This is a genomic window from Candidatus Caldatribacterium sp. (assembly GCA_014359405.1).
Classification (GTDB): Bacteria; Atribacterota; Atribacteria; order Atribacterales; family Caldatribacteriaceae; genus Caldatribacterium; species Caldatribacterium oleiphilum.
Window position 1 is genome coordinate 20,312 of sequence record JACIZN010000003.1, and the last position, 13,521, is coordinate 33,832.

The 13,521-nt window shown below is 51.2% G+C and carries 20 protein-coding genes; all 20 read right to left on the reverse strand.

Annotation, left to right across the window (positions count from 1 at the left end):
- Nucleotides 1–2: 2 nt before the first annotated feature.
- The 20 genes from H5U36_00500 to H5U36_00595 all read right to left on the reverse strand — a co-directional run bounded on the left by H5U36_00500 (nt 3) and on the right by H5U36_00595 (nt 13,316).
- Nucleotides 3–890, reverse strand: a complete 888-nt coding sequence (locus H5U36_00500) for a polyprenyl synthetase family protein (protein MBC7216669.1) — start codon at nt 888–890, stop codon at nt 3–5.
- 14 nt (nt 891–904) lie between these two features.
- Nucleotides 905–1,318 (reverse strand): transcription antitermination factor NusB, encoded by a 414-nt coding sequence (nusB, locus tag H5U36_00505; protein MBC7216670.1) that lies wholly within the window; start codon nt 1,316–1,318, stop codon nt 905–907.
- Nucleotides 1,315–1,668 (reverse strand): Asp23/Gls24 family envelope stress response protein, encoded by a 354-nt coding sequence (locus H5U36_00510; protein ID MBC7216671.1) that lies wholly within the window; start codon nt 1,666–1,668, stop codon nt 1,315–1,317. Before H5U36_00510 ends, nusB begins: the two co-directional genes overlap by 4 nt.
- Before the next feature lie 12 nt (nt 1,669–1,680).
- Nucleotides 1,681–2,247, reverse strand: a complete 567-nt coding sequence (gene efp / locus H5U36_00515; protein ID MBC7216672.1) for an elongation factor P — start codon at nt 2,245–2,247, stop codon at nt 1,681–1,683.
- A 17-nt stretch (nt 2,248–2,264) separates the two neighbouring features.
- A complete protein-coding gene (locus H5U36_00520; GenBank protein ID MBC7216673.1) occupies nt 2,265–3,320 on the reverse strand; it encodes an aminopeptidase P family protein in 1,056 nt (351 codons plus the stop codon).
- The gene (aroQ, locus tag H5U36_00525; GenBank protein MBC7216674.1) at nt 3,298–3,753 is read right to left on the reverse strand and encodes a type II 3-dehydroquinate dehydratase; all 456 of its coding nucleotides are present in this window, start codon (nt 3,751–3,753) and stop codon (nt 3,298–3,300) included. The genes H5U36_00520 and aroQ overlap by 23 nt, the downstream gene beginning before the upstream one ends.
- Nucleotides 3,750–4,850, reverse strand: coding sequence for a 3-dehydroquinate synthase (gene aroB, locus H5U36_00530; GenBank protein ID MBC7216675.1), 1,101 nt, complete (start codon nt 4,848–4,850; stop codon nt 3,750–3,752). The genes aroQ and aroB overlap by 4 nt, the downstream gene beginning before the upstream one ends.
- Nucleotides 4,822–5,343: a shikimate kinase gene (locus tag H5U36_00535; GenBank protein MBC7216676.1), complete on the reverse strand. Its 522-nt coding sequence runs from the start codon at nt 5,341–5,343 to the stop codon at nt 4,822–4,824. The genes aroB and H5U36_00535 overlap by 29 nt, the downstream gene beginning before the upstream one ends.
- 8 nt (nt 5,344–5,351) lie before the next feature.
- Nucleotides 5,352–6,236 carry a hypothetical protein gene (locus H5U36_00540; protein ID MBC7216677.1) on the reverse strand — a complete coding sequence of 295 codons (885 nt, stop codon included), beginning with the start codon at nt 6,234–6,236 and terminating at the stop codon, nt 5,352–5,354.
- Between the two features lie 12 nt (nt 6,237–6,248).
- Nucleotides 6,249–7,718 carry a secretin and TonB N-terminal domain-containing protein gene (locus H5U36_00545; protein ID MBC7216678.1) on the reverse strand — a complete coding sequence of 490 codons (1,470 nt, stop codon included), beginning with the start codon at nt 7,716–7,718 and terminating at the stop codon, nt 6,249–6,251.
- A 212-nt stretch (nt 7,719–7,930) separates the two neighbouring features.
- On the reverse strand, nt 7,931–8,434 hold the full coding sequence (locus tag H5U36_00550; protein MBC7216679.1) for a hypothetical protein: 504 nt from the start codon (nt 8,432–8,434) through the stop codon (nt 7,931–7,933).
- Nucleotides 8,431–8,964 (reverse strand): type 4a pilus biogenesis protein PilO, encoded by a 534-nt coding sequence (gene pilO, locus H5U36_00555; protein MBC7216680.1) that lies wholly within the window; start codon nt 8,962–8,964, stop codon nt 8,431–8,433. Before pilO ends, H5U36_00550 begins: the two co-directional genes overlap by 4 nt.
- The gene (locus H5U36_00560) at nt 8,961–9,515 is read right to left on the reverse strand and encodes a PilN domain-containing protein (protein ID MBC7216681.1); all 555 of its coding nucleotides are present in this window, start codon (nt 9,513–9,515) and stop codon (nt 8,961–8,963) included. The genes pilO and H5U36_00560 overlap by 4 nt, the downstream gene beginning before the upstream one ends.
- Nucleotides 9,506–10,459, reverse strand: a complete 954-nt coding sequence (gene pilM, locus H5U36_00565) for a pilus assembly protein PilM (GenBank protein ID MBC7216682.1) — start codon at nt 10,457–10,459, stop codon at nt 9,506–9,508. Before pilM ends, H5U36_00560 begins: the two co-directional genes overlap by 10 nt.
- A 9-nt stretch (nt 10,460–10,468) precedes the next feature.
- Nucleotides 10,469–10,816 (reverse strand): hypothetical protein, encoded by a 348-nt coding sequence (locus H5U36_00570; protein ID MBC7216683.1) that lies wholly within the window; start codon nt 10,814–10,816, stop codon nt 10,469–10,471.
- A gap of 31 nt (nt 10,817–10,847) precedes the next feature.
- On the reverse strand, nt 10,848–11,264 hold the full coding sequence (locus H5U36_00575; GenBank protein ID MBC7216684.1) for a hypothetical protein: 417 nt from the start codon (nt 11,262–11,264) through the stop codon (nt 10,848–10,850).
- Nucleotides 11,254–11,580 carry a hypothetical protein gene (locus H5U36_00580; GenBank protein MBC7216685.1) on the reverse strand — a complete coding sequence of 109 codons (327 nt, stop codon included), beginning with the start codon at nt 11,578–11,580 and terminating at the stop codon, nt 11,254–11,256. The genes H5U36_00575 and H5U36_00580 overlap by 11 nt, the downstream gene beginning before the upstream one ends.
- A gap of 16 nt (nt 11,581–11,596) precedes the next feature.
- Complete coding sequence (locus H5U36_00585; protein ID MBC7216686.1) at nt 11,597–12,049, reverse strand: GspH/FimT family protein; 453 nt, start codon at nt 12,047–12,049, stop codon at nt 11,597–11,599.
- Nucleotides 12,050–12,057: 8 nt separating this feature from the next.
- Nucleotides 12,058–12,447, reverse strand: a complete 390-nt coding sequence (locus tag H5U36_00590) for a helix-turn-helix domain-containing protein (protein MBC7216687.1) — start codon at nt 12,445–12,447, stop codon at nt 12,058–12,060.
- Nucleotides 12,444–13,316, reverse strand: a complete 873-nt coding sequence (locus H5U36_00595; protein ID MBC7216688.1) for a KaiC domain-containing protein — start codon at nt 13,314–13,316, stop codon at nt 12,444–12,446. Before H5U36_00595 ends, H5U36_00590 begins: the two co-directional genes overlap by 4 nt.
- Nucleotides 13,317–13,521: the final 205 nt, after the last annotated feature.

The window sequence follows — 13,521 nt, forward strand, 5'->3', positions numbered from 1 at the left end:
CCTCAGCGGTCCCTGGTAACAACAAAGTGCGATAGAGCAAGAAGCGTTGTAAAATCCCGAGGCAGAGAGACAAGAATGTGGCAGGCTCTCTCGAAGAGATCGTTCATGATTTTTTCTGCCTTTGCTATGCCCCACACCCGAACAAGGGTTGCTTTCCCCTGCACCAAATCCTTTCCCGCAGTCTTCCCAAGACGAGCGCTTTCCTGCGTAACATCGAGGAGGTCATCCTTTATCTGGAAACATTCCCCAAGAAGGAGTCCAAAGCGAGCAAGAAGATTCCTCTCCTTTCTGGGGGCGCCTCCGAGAATCCCTCCGCAGAGAATCGGAGCCTGAATGAAACGGGCAGTTTTGCGATGGTATATCTCGAACACTTCCTGCTCAGTTACCTCCTTACCCTGGTAGAGGAGATCGAGAACCTGTCCACCAACCATTCCTTGATTGCCCAGAGCCTCAAGAAGCACCTGCAAGATAGCGGTGACCTTACGGGTACCAAAGGTCTTAAGAAACACCCGATCCCCCACAAACATCCGAAACCCTTCCACAAGGAGAGCGTCCCCAGCAAGAACTCCCATGGCTTCCCCAAAGGCCCTGTGGAGGCTCGGCTTCCCTCTCCGGAAATCGTCGTTGTCCATACAGGGGAGATCGTCGTGCACCAGGGAGAAGGAATGAATCATCTCAATTCCTGCCGCTAAAGGAAGCACCTTTTCTTCGGGAATACCATAGGCCTGAGCAGTAGCAAAAAGAAGTGAAGCTCTGAGCTTTTTCCCTCCGGTCGCCCCGTACACCACTGAATCCCAGAGAATCTGGGGAACCCCCGTGCGCGGGAGATGCTCCCTTGTGAATTCCTCAACAAGCTGGGCATTTCTTGCAAGGAGTTCCTCAACACTCATTCTTCTTAACTCCTTTAGGCTTTCTTACTCTTCTCAAGCTGTCGCACCAAGCGGCCTAAAACCCCATTCACAAACTTTCCAGACTCCTCCGTACCATACTTTTTCCCCAACTCCACGGCTTCATTGATGGAGACACTGGATGGTACTTCAGGTAAAAAGAAGATCTCATACGTAGCAATACGGAGGATGTTTCGATCAATAGTCGCCATGCGGTGGAGTGGCCATTCCTCGGTCACTTCTGAAATCAGCTGGTCGATTTCCCTCTCCTTCTCCTCAACTCCCCTAACCAGGGTTAGGAAGAAGTTCCGGGTATCCTCATCCCAGGAAGGCGGCAAAGACACGTAAGGGAGAATATCGTCAACCCTTCTCCGACGCAAATCCTTCTCAAAAAGGACCCGCAGAGCCAGCTCTCGAGCCTTCCTCCTCATGTCCCTTTGACCCCTTGGAGGGAAAAGGCTCCCACCCTCCCGGCTTCAAAGCCCTGCACATAGATGTTAATGTGTTCTACTTTGAGGAGAGTCTCTTTTTCGATTTTTTCCTTGATTTTCTTCTGGACTTCCCAGGCTGTCTCGGGTACCCTCCGCTCAAGGGTAAAAATGAGGAAGAGATTGAGAGACACAAACTCCTTTCGTGCCTCGACACGGATACTCTCCTCAGGACTTTTCTCAAGAGAACCTACACCGCTAATACTTTGCAACACCTGTTCCACAAGCTTTTGGAGAACCCTGGGAGAGTACAGGATTCTTCCGTCCTCAAGAAGGACCTCAAAACCCCGCAATCCACCACCCCTCTACACCCGCTCCAAGTACTCCCGCGTCCGCGTGTCAATACGCACACGATCCCCCCGGTTAACAAAGAGGGGCACCTGAATGACAAGGCCTGTCTCAAGCGTTGCCGGTTTTGAACCCCCAGAGGCAGTATCTCCTCGAACCCCAGGTGGTGTGTCAACGACTTCAAGGTCCACAAAGGGAGGGACATTCACTGCGATGTATCTCCCCTCGTACACGAGGAGTTCTACCTCGAGATTTTCAACGAGGAAATCCTGGTTCTCGCCCACAATCTCCTCGGGAAGGACAACCTCTTCATACGTCTCGAGGTTGAGGAAATGGAAATCCGACCCAGAACGGTACATGAACTGGGCTTTCTTCCCCTCAAGTAGAGCTCGAGCGACCTTCTCACCTGCCCTGAAGCTTCGCTCCACCACAAGCCCGGTATTCAGGTCCTTAAGCTTTGTCTTAATAATAGCCCCCCATTTGCCGACTTTTGTGTGTTGGAAAGCCGTCACAATGTAGAGGTTCCCATCGACCTCGATGCAGGTTCCCACTCGGAGATCGTTACTCGAGATGAAATCGGGCATCGTTTTCGCCTCCTTCCCTAAAAGAAAGTTTCAGGGAGTGTATCTAAGGTCTCACAACCGTGCTCGGTGATAAGCACCATGTGTTCAAGACGCACGCCACCCCATTCGGGAATGTATATTCCGGGCTCAACAGTCACAACCATCCCTGAACGAAGCACAGTCCTACTCCTTGTGTTGAGCTTGGGTTCTTCATGAACATCGATGCCGACTCCATGTCCGAGGCTATGGGTGAAGTACTGTTCAATTCCCTTCTCTTGAAAGAACTCTCGTACCTTCTGATCCACAAGACCTCCCTCCACTCCCTCGCGAAGGGAGGAGAGGGCAATTTGCTGTGCCTCACGAAGAACCGAAAGAATTTCTCCGAAGCGGGGGTCTGTAACCTCACCCACCGGGATAACTCTTGTGAGATCCGCACAGTACCCATCGACCCGTACTCCCCAATCAATCAGGACCCACTTCCCCTTCTCGACCTTGCAGGAAGTCGGACGGGCATGGGGAAGGGAACTCCGCTTCCCAAAAGCCACAATAGTCGGAAAGGCTACCCCTTCACCCCCAAGCTTTCGCATCTCGTACTCAAGTTCAGCGGCAATATCCCTCTCCTCTACTCCTTCCTGGATAAAGGGAAGCACCTTTCGAAAGGCATTTTCTGCAATCGCGATGGCCCGTTGAATGATTCTGAGCTCTTCTTCGTCCTTAACAGCACGAAAAGTATACACCGGAGAGGGAGAGAAAGAAACAGGACATCGTTTCTCCTCAAAGCGACGGGCAAAACTCACGCTTGCTGCATCCTCAACGGTGAGACGATCAAAGTGAAGGGAGAAAAAGACATCGCATATAGCTTCCACCACATCGTGCTCAAATTCTACAATCTCTGCCTCTATGGCAAGCTCCTCACGGCTTTGGATGGCGTACCTCCCATCGCAGAAGAAAAAGGGCTTACCCTCGGGGGGCACAAGCAAAAACCCCAGTGACCCGCGAAACCCCGAGAGGTAGAAGAGATTCCCCGGGGAGAGAACAAGGAGTGGAGCTTCCAGTGTCTCTTGCAACCGCTCAAGACGTCTCTTGAACACCATTTCCTCTCCCCCTCAGCACAAAAGCTTCCATCGCCAGAATGTACCCAAAATACCCAAGGCCGGTAATTTGTCCCCAGCAGACCGGCGCAGTAACCGAATGGTGACGAAACTCTTCCCGAGCGTAAATGTTCGACATATGGACTTCAATAGCTGGAATACCCACCGCTTTCAGAGCATCCCTTATGGCAATACTGTAGTGAGTATACGCTCCAGGATTAATGATGATTCCATCCCACTTTCCCCGTGCTTCGTGAATCTTGTCAATGATTGCTCCCTCGTGGTTCGACTGAAAAACCTCTAACTCCATTCCTCGTCGTTTCGCCTCTTCCGCAAGGAGACTGACCAGCTCTTTAAACGAAAGCGTCCCGTAGATATTCCGCTCTCGTTCTCCAAGAAGATTCAGATTCGGCCCAAGGATGCAAAGGAGTCTCACACCTGCACCTCACAGAGTTCTGGAAGAATCTGAAGCACCATCTCTTCTTCCACTTCTACCCCTAAAATCGGCTTTCCCGGACACTCAAGAAGGGTAAAGCGCACCTTCCCTCCTCCCTTCTTTTTATCCCTCCGAAGGGCAGAGAGAAATTCCTCTGCTCCAACTTTTCGAGGAACCCGGAGAGGAAGCCCAAACTCCTCAAGCATCCTCCTCTGCAAATCACACATCTTTTCAGTACTCACTCCAATCCTCACCGCCAGGATTGCTTCCCCAAGCATTCCTACACCGACTGCTTCCCCATGACGGAGAACCCCATATCCTGTGGCCTTCTCAAGGGCATGCCCTATGGTGTGCCCATAATTGAGGACACTTCGTAAACCCTTCTCCTTTTCATCCCTCTCAACAATCCCCTTCTTGTAGGCAATGGCTCTCGCAACCGTCTCCTCAAGAACACGCTCTTCTCTTTGCAGGATTTCCCTTCTGTTGGCGAGAAGAAAAGACACGAACTCTTCCCCTTCAAGGAGCGCTGCCTTTACCACTTCAGCAAGGCCTTCCCGATACTCCCGCTCCGGAAGGGTAGAGAGAAAGGAAAGGTCCACAAGAACTCCCGAGGGCTGGTAGAAAGTCCCGACGAGATTCTTCCCCTCCTCAAGGTTTACTCCCGTTTTCCCGCCTACGGAACTGTCCACCTGAGCAAGAAGGCTTGTGGGGATTTGGTAGTACGCAATGCCCCGAAGAAATGTCGAGGCCACAAATCCCCCAAGGTCTGTAACCACTCCTCCCCCAAGGGTAAGGAGGAAGGATTTCCGGTCAAGGTCAAGGGCAAGGAGCCTGTGGTACACTTCTTCAACGGTCTTGAGGTTCTTATGCTCCTCTCCATCAGGGATAGCAATAGTGTCAACAGTATATCCATGACGGGCAAAGAACTCCTGCACCTTCTCCGCATAAAGTTCCCCCACCCGGTCATTCGTGAGTATGACACCCCGAGGGGAAGGAAAGAGGATACGAGATAGCCACCCATCCCAGGAAAAGAGGGAGGCATCGATGAGCACTCGGTACGTTCTTCCCTCAGGTAAGGACACCACAATCTCGCGCACGACGGATAATCTCCCTGGCCACTTCCTCTTCGGTCAAGAAATCCGCATCAATTATAACATGGGCCTTCTCGTAGTAGGGAAGTCTCGCTAAGTAGAGAGCCTCGAGCTCTTCAAAGGTTGCGTACTTCCTGAGGAGGGGACGATGCGAACTTCCCCGGATACGTTCAAAAAGAAGGGGGAAGGAAACGCGAAGGAAGACGGTCAGGAAGTGTTCCCAGAGAATGGCCCTATTCCTCTCTCGCAACGGAAGACCCCCACCGGTGGCAAGGACAAGATTTCGCTCTTTCACCAGTTCCTCAAGGACTTCTGTTTCGAGTTCACGAAAATACTCCTCACCGTAGCGAGAGAAGATTTCCGGAATGGAAAGACCCACTCGTTCTTCGATGACTCTATCGGTGTCGTAGAACCGCCAGCCGGTTATCTCCGCCACCCTTTGGCCAACAGTGGTCTTGCCACATCCCATGAAACCAAGAAGGGCGATACCGGAACGCACGGGATTTCTCAATCAGATTCAGGCTGGCATATTTCTTGCACTTCTTCCCTCTTGGTGGTTACCGTCAACACGCCCCCGTTGATGTCGTACACCACGGCGACAGCAGCAACGGTATCGCTGAGGCTCACTGGTACGCTCTCCGATATAAAGGGCGGCGTTGTATCTACCCCTGCAGGTTCACCGTTGATAGAGAACACCACTTTCGTAACCATTGAAGCATCGTCCACCTTTAGATAGCAGCCAACACGGAACGAATCGGAACAACCGGCGGGACAGTCAGCTGCACTACAGAAAAACTCAAGCGTTAAATCAAGCAAGCCCTCGAGTATGCTGAACGCAAGGTCTCCCCCTCGATACTGCACCGAGTGCGTCGCATAATCCACGCCGTAAAAGGTTACGCTGACAATCACCCCAGGTATGCGGTTTGACCTCAGGTACGCCTCCACATCCGGCGGGAGGAGGTCAACCGACCATTTCACAGAGGCAGTTTCTACACCGGCAACAGAGGCCATGGGCGTTTGGGGAGGAATAACGTCGATACTCATCTCTATAGTTCTCGTCAACGACGCAAGCGCTGTTCCATCGGTCTTTTTATACTCTAAGCGGCATTGAGTGATTTTCACTCCGACTCTGTTCAAAGGAGTAAAGGTGAACTCAGTCCATCCCCAGTTTCTCGAGAACCCGGACTCAGAATCAGAATCGGAATCAGACTCAGAATCAGTTTCCCCTGCAAGTGCCGCAGAAAGAGAGGAAACCTTCACATCTGCGACGATACTCACCTTTGCCTTGGGAAACATAGGGTTATCCGAAAACCAGCCGCAACCTGGGAGAAAAAGAAAGAGCAAAGCCGCCACGCTCACGGTAAGGCAGATAAAAAATGCTTTCCTCCTCATCCTTTCCCTCCTTCAGTACTCAATGACGTGAGGAGTGAGGAAGACAACGAGCTCCGTCTCCTTGTGGGTCCTGCTCCGAAGCACAAAGAGGTTTCCGAGGAGAGGAAGCTCGCTGAGGATAGGTATTCGGGTGATTCTCTCGATGTCCTCGCTCCGGATGAGCCCGCCGATGACCAAAGTTTCTCCAGGACGTAGCCGGGCAGTGGTATCGGCGTTTTTGACCGTCTTCTGGGGATCCCTAAATGTCAAGCCAGCCAAAACGTACTCTCGCTCGATATAGGTGCTTACTTCAGGCTTGGCATGGACCACAACTGTCCCTTCCTGGGTAAGAACTGGGGTTACCTTAAGGGTGATTCCTACCTCCAGAAATTGCAGTTTTCCCGGAATAAGACGTCCTTCCTCATCGATTTCAAGATCGCGGTAAGGGATAGCGTCTCCCACATGAATTGTTGCCGTCTTACCACTCAACGTCAGAATCCTCGGGTTTCCAACTAATCTTGCCAGATTCTTCTTCTCCAAGGCTTTAATGGTCATTTCCACAAGGTCCTGGCGCTCCATAGGTCCACCGATGCTGAGTTCCCCAAAGGTGATTTCCCCTTCCTTTCCACCGACGGTCCAGGTTACCCCAAGGTCTTTTACTTTCTCTCGGTTAATTTCCACAAGCTTTGCATCGATCATGACTTGAGGGAGTTTCCGGTCGAGATTAGAGAGCAACTCTGCAACGGCCTTCATTTCCTCTGGAGTTCCCCGAACGACGAAAGCTTTCTGGGCAAAGTCGTAGTTCACCCGTTCCTCCTCGGGTATAACAATCTTGAGGAGTTCTCTAACTTTCTTAAGCTGCTCCTCGTCTTCGTAGATGTTATTGGAAAGGTAAAAAACTCTTGTCTCGAGGGCAACGTCTATTTTCTCCAGAGTTTCCGCAACTTTCTGGAACTCCTCCTCCCTTCCCCGAATGACAAGTGCTCGACCTACGGTGTCAACAGCAACGCGTTCTGGTGGAACGATGAGGCTAATAATTTCTTTTGCTTTCTCGGGATCGATGCTCTTCAAGGGAAACCGCTGAATCCTCAGAAGCCCAAAGTTCTCCTCAAGCTTACTCTTCTCCGCCACGATAATGTTGTTCCCAAAGCGCACCTGACCAAGTCCCTTCATGGTGAGAATGTATCCCAAGGCCTGCTCGAAAGTGAGGTTTTCAAAGGAGAGCGTAATGGTTCCCTGCACAGAGTCATCCACGACGATATTCACACCTTTAGCCTTGGCAAGGGCAAGGAGAACGTCCCTGATATCGGCATCTCGGAAACTAAAGGAGAAGCGTTCTTCCTCTCCCGGGGGAGCAAAAGGACCCTTGAAGAGGACACTCACGAGCCGACCACCTGCTTCGTCGTACACCTCGTAAGGGACAGAATCCTTCAGCTCTATCCAGATTCTGAGGTTCCCCTCCTCTTCCCGGAAGATAATACTCTGCACCGGGCCAATATGCATCGGCCGCTCGGCATAGGGAACCCCTCTTTTGGCTCCAGCAATATCAAGGACAACGTGGTACGGATCGGGAGAGACATCCTCCCAGGTACAGGGAGCGTCGAACTTAAAAGTGAGCTTGATTTCATTGCTATCGGCCCGGAAGAAGAAATCCCGAAGCTCAAGAGGCAATGCCGGAGAGACGAAAAGGCTAAGGCAAAGGAGCGCAAAAAGTACTATTCTTCGAGCGAAAATACGAATTCCCTCCCCTGATATGTAAGCACAACTTGCTTTTTGTCTACTTTAACCAACCTGAGCTCCCCTGACAAGGGCTTTTCAGGTGTGAGGAAGAAAATTTCCCCGTCAACCTCCACTACGACAACCTGATTTTTGGGAGACAGAACAACACCCTTGATGGTAATAGTGGGAAATACCTCCTCCTCAGGAACTCCGGAAGAGACCACCACCTCTTCTCCTCCAAAGGCTGAAGGAGCTTCTTCAAAAACAAAGATGTCTCGCAGGTTCGCAATCTCTTCCTCCCCAAGAGGGGCGAGAAAAATTTCCTTTTGGGTGACTTCGGGAGATTCGGGGAGAGAAAAAACAAGTCCCCTTGCCCCTGGGTTTTCCGGAACAGGCAAGGAAGACGCCTGGAGCACTTCAACAAGACGGAGGCTCCAAAAACCAAGAACCCCAACCGCAGAAGCCAGAGCTATAATGAAAAACACATCCCTTCCCTTCATTTTTTCTTCTGCCCCCCGAGGAGATAGGTGGAAAGGGAGAAGTCCACTCGGAAAGCTTCCTGCTCACTCTGGAAAGAAAACCCCTGGACCTGGATGAGACGAGGAGACTGACGGAGGTAGTTGAGGAAGGAAAGAAAGCTGTGGAAAGAGGTTCGAACCGAACCAGAGAAGGGTATTTCCGTGTAGCCTTCTTGGGGCTGCAACGGCTCGGGTTTCAAAGAGAGGAGTTCAAGAGAGGAAAGGAAGGCAGCGTCTTCGACGATGATGAGGAGGTCCGGAATGTCCTTCTCCTCGGGGAGACGGCGCGAAAGAACCTGTACAAGGCTCTCGAGATCCTCGAGTTTTTTCTCCAGCCTCCGCAGCTCTGCCACTCTCTTCTCGAGAGCAGTCACCTCCTGGTGGAGCCTCTTCCTCTCTTCCTCGAGGCTTCGAAACCGGTCTTGCAGGGGAAAGAGTGCAAAGTACAGAAAACCAAAGAGGCAACCTGTCCAGAGGAGGAGGTATACTGCCCAGTGGTTTTGGATTCTCATCGACCCTTCAGCTCCAGCATCAGGCCAAACTCATAGAGATTGTCTCTGCCAAGAGCAAGCGAGGTGAACTCCACATTTGCAAAAAGTTCCGAGTGCTGGGAAAGACCGCTTATGAATTCTGCAATGCTTGCCACGGTCCTTGCCCGACCCCGACACTCAACCTTCTCCGAAGAGCAACGGATTTCCGAAAGAGCGAGGTCAGAAGGCATGTTTTCCTCAAGAACCACAAAGAACCGGAGCCAATCCTGTTCTCTCTTGACAAGCGACTCAAGGAGATGAACCCGTTCCTCAACCCGGGCAACCTCCTCCTGAACCTTCCTGAGTCTCTGCTCCTCTTCTCGAAGGCGAGCTACCTGAAGCTGCAGTGTTCCAACCTCCTGACTGAGGGCTTCAACCCGTATGCTCAAAAGGCCATAGGAAAAAAGGTAGAAAGATGAGAACACCAGTAGCACAATGACGAAAAAGAGCCGAATCCAATTTGGAGTCCTTCGAGCAACGTACTTTTTGGGAAGGAGATTGAGGGCAACTCGATAGGGGACTCTCACTTCCATAGCGATGCTCCCACCGCTGCAAGAAATCGCTCTGAAGGGATTGACTCCTTGCCTTCAAGAAAAAGTGGTCGCAACGGTTGAAAGGTTAGAGAAAGCCCCTCGCTCAGGTAGTCTCGAAGGGGTTTACACAGCGCTCCGCCACCTGAAAGGAAAATCTTCTCGAGTAAGCGAGACCCAAACTCTGCCTGGAAAAAGGTGAAGGAACGCTTGAGTTCGAGAAAGAGATCCTGTGAAGCTAAGGGTACAGCCTCCTCAAGTTGATACGGAGCTTCGCTTCGGCGGAGAATTTCAAGCGTTTCCACTGGAGAAAGATGGAATTTCTTCTGGAGAACATCCCAGATTTTTCGCATACCCCAACCAAAATTCCGGGAAAAGAGAACGTTCTGGTCCCCGAAGCAAACGATTGTGGTTTTCTCAAAGCCCACATCAACCAAGGTGAAAGCAACTTCAAAAAGTTCCGGATGAAGGCTTAGGAAACCCTTTGTGAGGCTCATAACATGGGGCTCTACGGCTTCTACCCATATCCCGGCCCGGGCAAAAGTGTCCACGTACGCCTCTACAGCAGGTGAAGGAACGGCGGCAAAGAGCACATCCATACTCCCATTGTCTCTTTTGAGGATGCTCCAGCTCACCTGGAAACTCTCCTCTCCAGGGATAAGAGAATGGGCTTCCCACTGAATTGCGTTTTCAAGCTCTTCAGGAGACATTTCGGGGAAATTCATCCGCTGCAAGACCATCTGAGGATAGGAAAAGGAGAACACTGCCTCTTTTGGGAGGCGGTTCCGCTGAAGGAAAAGGCGAACATCCGATGGCGAAAATGCAGGATTCTCCGCTTCTCCTGTAAAGATGACAAGCTCTCCAACCTTTTCAATCGTAAAGCTCGAACCTTGCCGCTCACTCAGGCAAAATTTCAGGGAGTAAGAACCGGTGTCAATACCAAGCACGCTCTTCACTCACTTCAAGAAAGGTCGAATGAACTCGTTTTCAGCTGCAACCACGACAACTCTATCCCCTTCCCACCGAATCCGGGCTTGAAGTACTACGGTTGTACCCCCCTTTGGTTTTACAGTAATTGTATCACTACTGATAGTGAAGGTGTAGGAAGGCACAAAAACTGAGGGAATATCCTCTCCCGTAAACCCCTTACCCCTTTCCTCAAGAAGGGCTACCGCCTCGACGAGAACACCTTCTCTCTCATACTCCCTCCGGCACTCTTCAACGTAAGATGCAACAACGCGACCATGGAGAGCAACTTCTGAGAAGAAAGGAACAAGGAAAGAGGCAACAAAAAGAACAAAAATACAGGCCACAATGGAAACGTTTCCTCTTTCTCTATTTCGTAAAGTATTCCGGCGCAACTTCAAGAACATAAGTTCTGTCCCTAAAGGCAAGGGTCGTCTGGAGAAGGTTTCCGGAGAGAGTAAAGACTGCATCTGTGCAATCCCCAGCAAGGGGGTTTGCCGTTGTTCCTCTCTGGTAGCCCAGAAAGAAGGTACCGCCAGACCTGTACAAGGTAACCAAATTGTTCCCCAAAAGAACGTGCAACTTCTTCCCCTTCTCTACGGGTACGACGTTACTCCCATACCGTACAAAGTGGAAAACAGCGTGTATCGCAGAAAGGGCATACTCTTTCTCTTCGATATCCGCAAGACTCGAGACAAAAGTCCTCACACACCAAGCGCTAATCCCGAAAGCTCCACAGATAACCATCATACCGATGGTTACACTCAAAAGAACCTCAAGGAGCATGAATCCTCTTCTTTCGGAGCGTCCGCAGTACAAGAATCCTCTGCCCGTTTTCCTTCTCCACCAAAACCTCAAGGAGGAACGTTGAGGGAGTGAATTCCTGGACATTCCACCGAACAATGCATCTCCCCTCCTTCCTTGATGACGCCACCGGGTTCTCGTCCACCTTCAATGCTTCTATGGTGTTCACAGCATGCAGCAGAGCCTCGGTCTTCAGTTCCGCCAGCTCCCGAAATTTCACAGAATTTCGAACCCCTGCAAGAGCAATCCCCAAAAGGGCAAGGAGAAAACCCAGAGCCATAATACTTCCAAGAAGCATTGCCCCGTAGTTCCCCTTACATCGGCGGTGGTGGTGTGTCACTGAGACGCACCCTCCCCGTGACTGGAGCAACAATAACGTACTTTCGCTCTGTTTTCGTTCTCAGCACAACAGTCCCTCCACATTGGGGCGTTCCCCGCGAGAAAAACAAGAGCTCGTGGGATGGAAAATTCGTAGTGTACAGAGAAACGCCATCCGGCATTCTGTGCCTCATTAACCCCCTCTTCCCCCGGAAAACCACGGAATTGCCCACAATGTCAAAGAGAACCCTTGTCTGCATCCCTTCCTCTATGGCCTCAATACGAGCCAGACGAATGACGCTTGCCACCTGGTAGGCTGTACCGAGAAGGAGTAATTTTTCCCGGAGACGGGAAAGGACAGGAACGGTAAGAACAAGAAGAAGGGAAGAAATTGCAACTGCAAGAATGGCTTCAAAAAGCGCAAACCCTTGCCTCTTCAAAGTCACAATTCAGGCCATTACCATCCCCTGGTTTCTATTTCCTCAAAGGCTTTCTTTGCCAAACCTCCGGCAATATGAACCCCTTTCGTTTCCCTATCCTCTGCCTCGAGTTTTTCCTCAAGGTATTGGAGCGCTCTCTCAGGATCCGCCCGGAGGATGTTCCGCACCGTCTGCACACTAATGCCGAGCTCCTCAGCAATTTCTTCCGGCGTCTTCTCGAAGACCCGATAGAGCACGAGAACTAAAGCAGCCTCAAGGAGGGAAGATACCCATGTTAGGCGCTGGTAGAGGATAATCTTTCTCGGTCCTCCAAGGAGACGGAGGCTCCGTTCGAAAACCCGGTACGCCAACTCTTCCTCCACAATGTTCCGAAACTTTCCAAAGCTCTCAAGCGATACTTCTTTCACGCTTCACCCCTCCCTTCCTGGAAGAGCGGTCCCTTTAAGGAGAAAACTCCCTCCTCGGTAATCTCAGCAAGATAGGTCCTCGTATCGTGTCCGCAGACTCTGCATCCATCAATCCGAAGAGTTCGCACAACATCCCCCACTGGTCTTCCATACAGAGTACTTGCTTGTTTTGTGGCCACAACAAACTTAGAGAGAACAATCGTGCAGTCCACGATGTGAGGAACCGCGTATCCTCCTGCTGCTTCTGCAGAGGTTTCCTCGTGACTTGACCGTTTCTGAGAGACAAAAAGTGCCGTCTGGTAAAGTGATTTCACGGTATGGTAGAGTCTTCGAACAATGCTCCGAGCCATCATTTCCTTCCCTTCGTAGAGACCGGTTATGGAATCGATAACCACGTGCTGCACTTTTTCCCGCTGCACAACCCGTTCGATAAGGGCAGAAAGAGCAAGAACATCCTCCCGTAACTCAAAATGCTTCGCTGCATCGACAAGGAGAATGTTCTCTGTGGCTTTCTCCCAGGGGATATCAAGAACCCTTGCTCGCTCGCGAACGCTCTGGACAAGGAAAGGTCCCGGCAGCTCCACGGTGACGAAGAGAACCTTTTCCCCTCTTTTTGCTTGAGTAAGCGCAAACTGCTCGGCTATAAGGGATTTGCCGGTATCCGGAACCCCGGTAAGGTGAATTACCGCAAAACGAGGGAAGCCAGGGAGAGGAATCCTCTTGGGCTTATCCTTCTCGAAGGCCAGGCGGAAGAAAAGTGAGTCAAGGCCGGGAACTCCTGTGGGAACTCCTTCAAGGGGAGGAGCTTCCTTTGCGAGCTCGGAAAGAGAGTACAAACCTTCGGCAGCAGCTTCTCTCTTGGCTTTCATGGCGCATATCCTAATCTCGATTTTACTCAGATTCTACCTAAATGAGTCCTCAAAAAACAAGAGGCCTTGAGGGGATTTTTCATAGTGTCTCGTTTATTGTGTCCGGCCAGCATTGTAGCTCCCCGTCTCGATTTCCGCAAATCCCCTGAGCTTTCGCGCTCCCCAGGCCTCGTCCAGATAACTCAAAACCAGGTACAAAAGCTTT

Excerpts from the sequence above, each read along its gene's own strand:
- H5U36_00560 (MBC7216681.1), bottom strand. The coding sequence starts at position 9,515 with ATGGAAGTGAGAGTCCCCTATCGAGTTGCCCTCAATCTCCTTCCCAAA.
- H5U36_00575 (MBC7216684.1), bottom strand. The coding sequence starts at position 11,264 with ATGCTCCTTGAGGTTCTTTTGAGTGTAACCATCGGTATGATGGTTATC.
- H5U36_00540 (MBC7216677.1), bottom strand. The coding sequence starts at position 6,236 with ATGAGGAGGAAAGCATTTTTTATCTGCCTTACCGTGAGCGTGGCGGCT.
- nusB (MBC7216670.1), bottom strand. The coding sequence starts at position 1,318 with ATGAGGAGGAAGGCTCGAGAGCTGGCTCTGCGGGTCCTTTTTGAGAAG.
- pilO (MBC7216680.1), bottom strand. The coding sequence starts at position 8,964 with ATGAGAATCCAAAACCACTGGGCAGTATACCTCCTCCTCTGGACAGGT.
- H5U36_00595 (MBC7216688.1), bottom strand. The coding sequence starts at position 13,316 with ATGAAAGCCAAGAGAGAAGCTGCTGCCGAAGGTTTGTACTCTCTTTCC.
- H5U36_00550 (MBC7216679.1), bottom strand. The coding sequence starts at position 8,434 with ATGAAGGGAAGGGATGTGTTTTTCATTATAGCTCTGGCTTCTGCGGTT.
- H5U36_00500 (MBC7216669.1), bottom strand. The coding sequence starts at position 890 with ATGAGTGTTGAGGAACTCCTTGCAAGAAATGCCCAGCTTGTTGAGGAA.
- H5U36_00580 (MBC7216685.1), bottom strand. The coding sequence starts at position 11,580 with ATGCTTCTTGGAAGTATTATGGCTCTGGGTTTTCTCCTTGCCCTTTTG.
- H5U36_00545 (MBC7216678.1), bottom strand. The coding sequence starts at position 7,718 with ATGCATATTGGCCCGGTGCAGAGTATTATCTTCCGGGAAGAGGAGGGG.
- efp (MBC7216672.1), bottom strand. The coding sequence starts at position 2,247 with ATGCCCGATTTCATCTCGAGTAACGATCTCCGAGTGGGAACCTGCATC.
- H5U36_00520 (MBC7216673.1), bottom strand. The coding sequence starts at position 3,320 with ATGGTGTTCAAGAGACGTCTTGAGCGGTTGCAAGAGACACTGGAAGCT.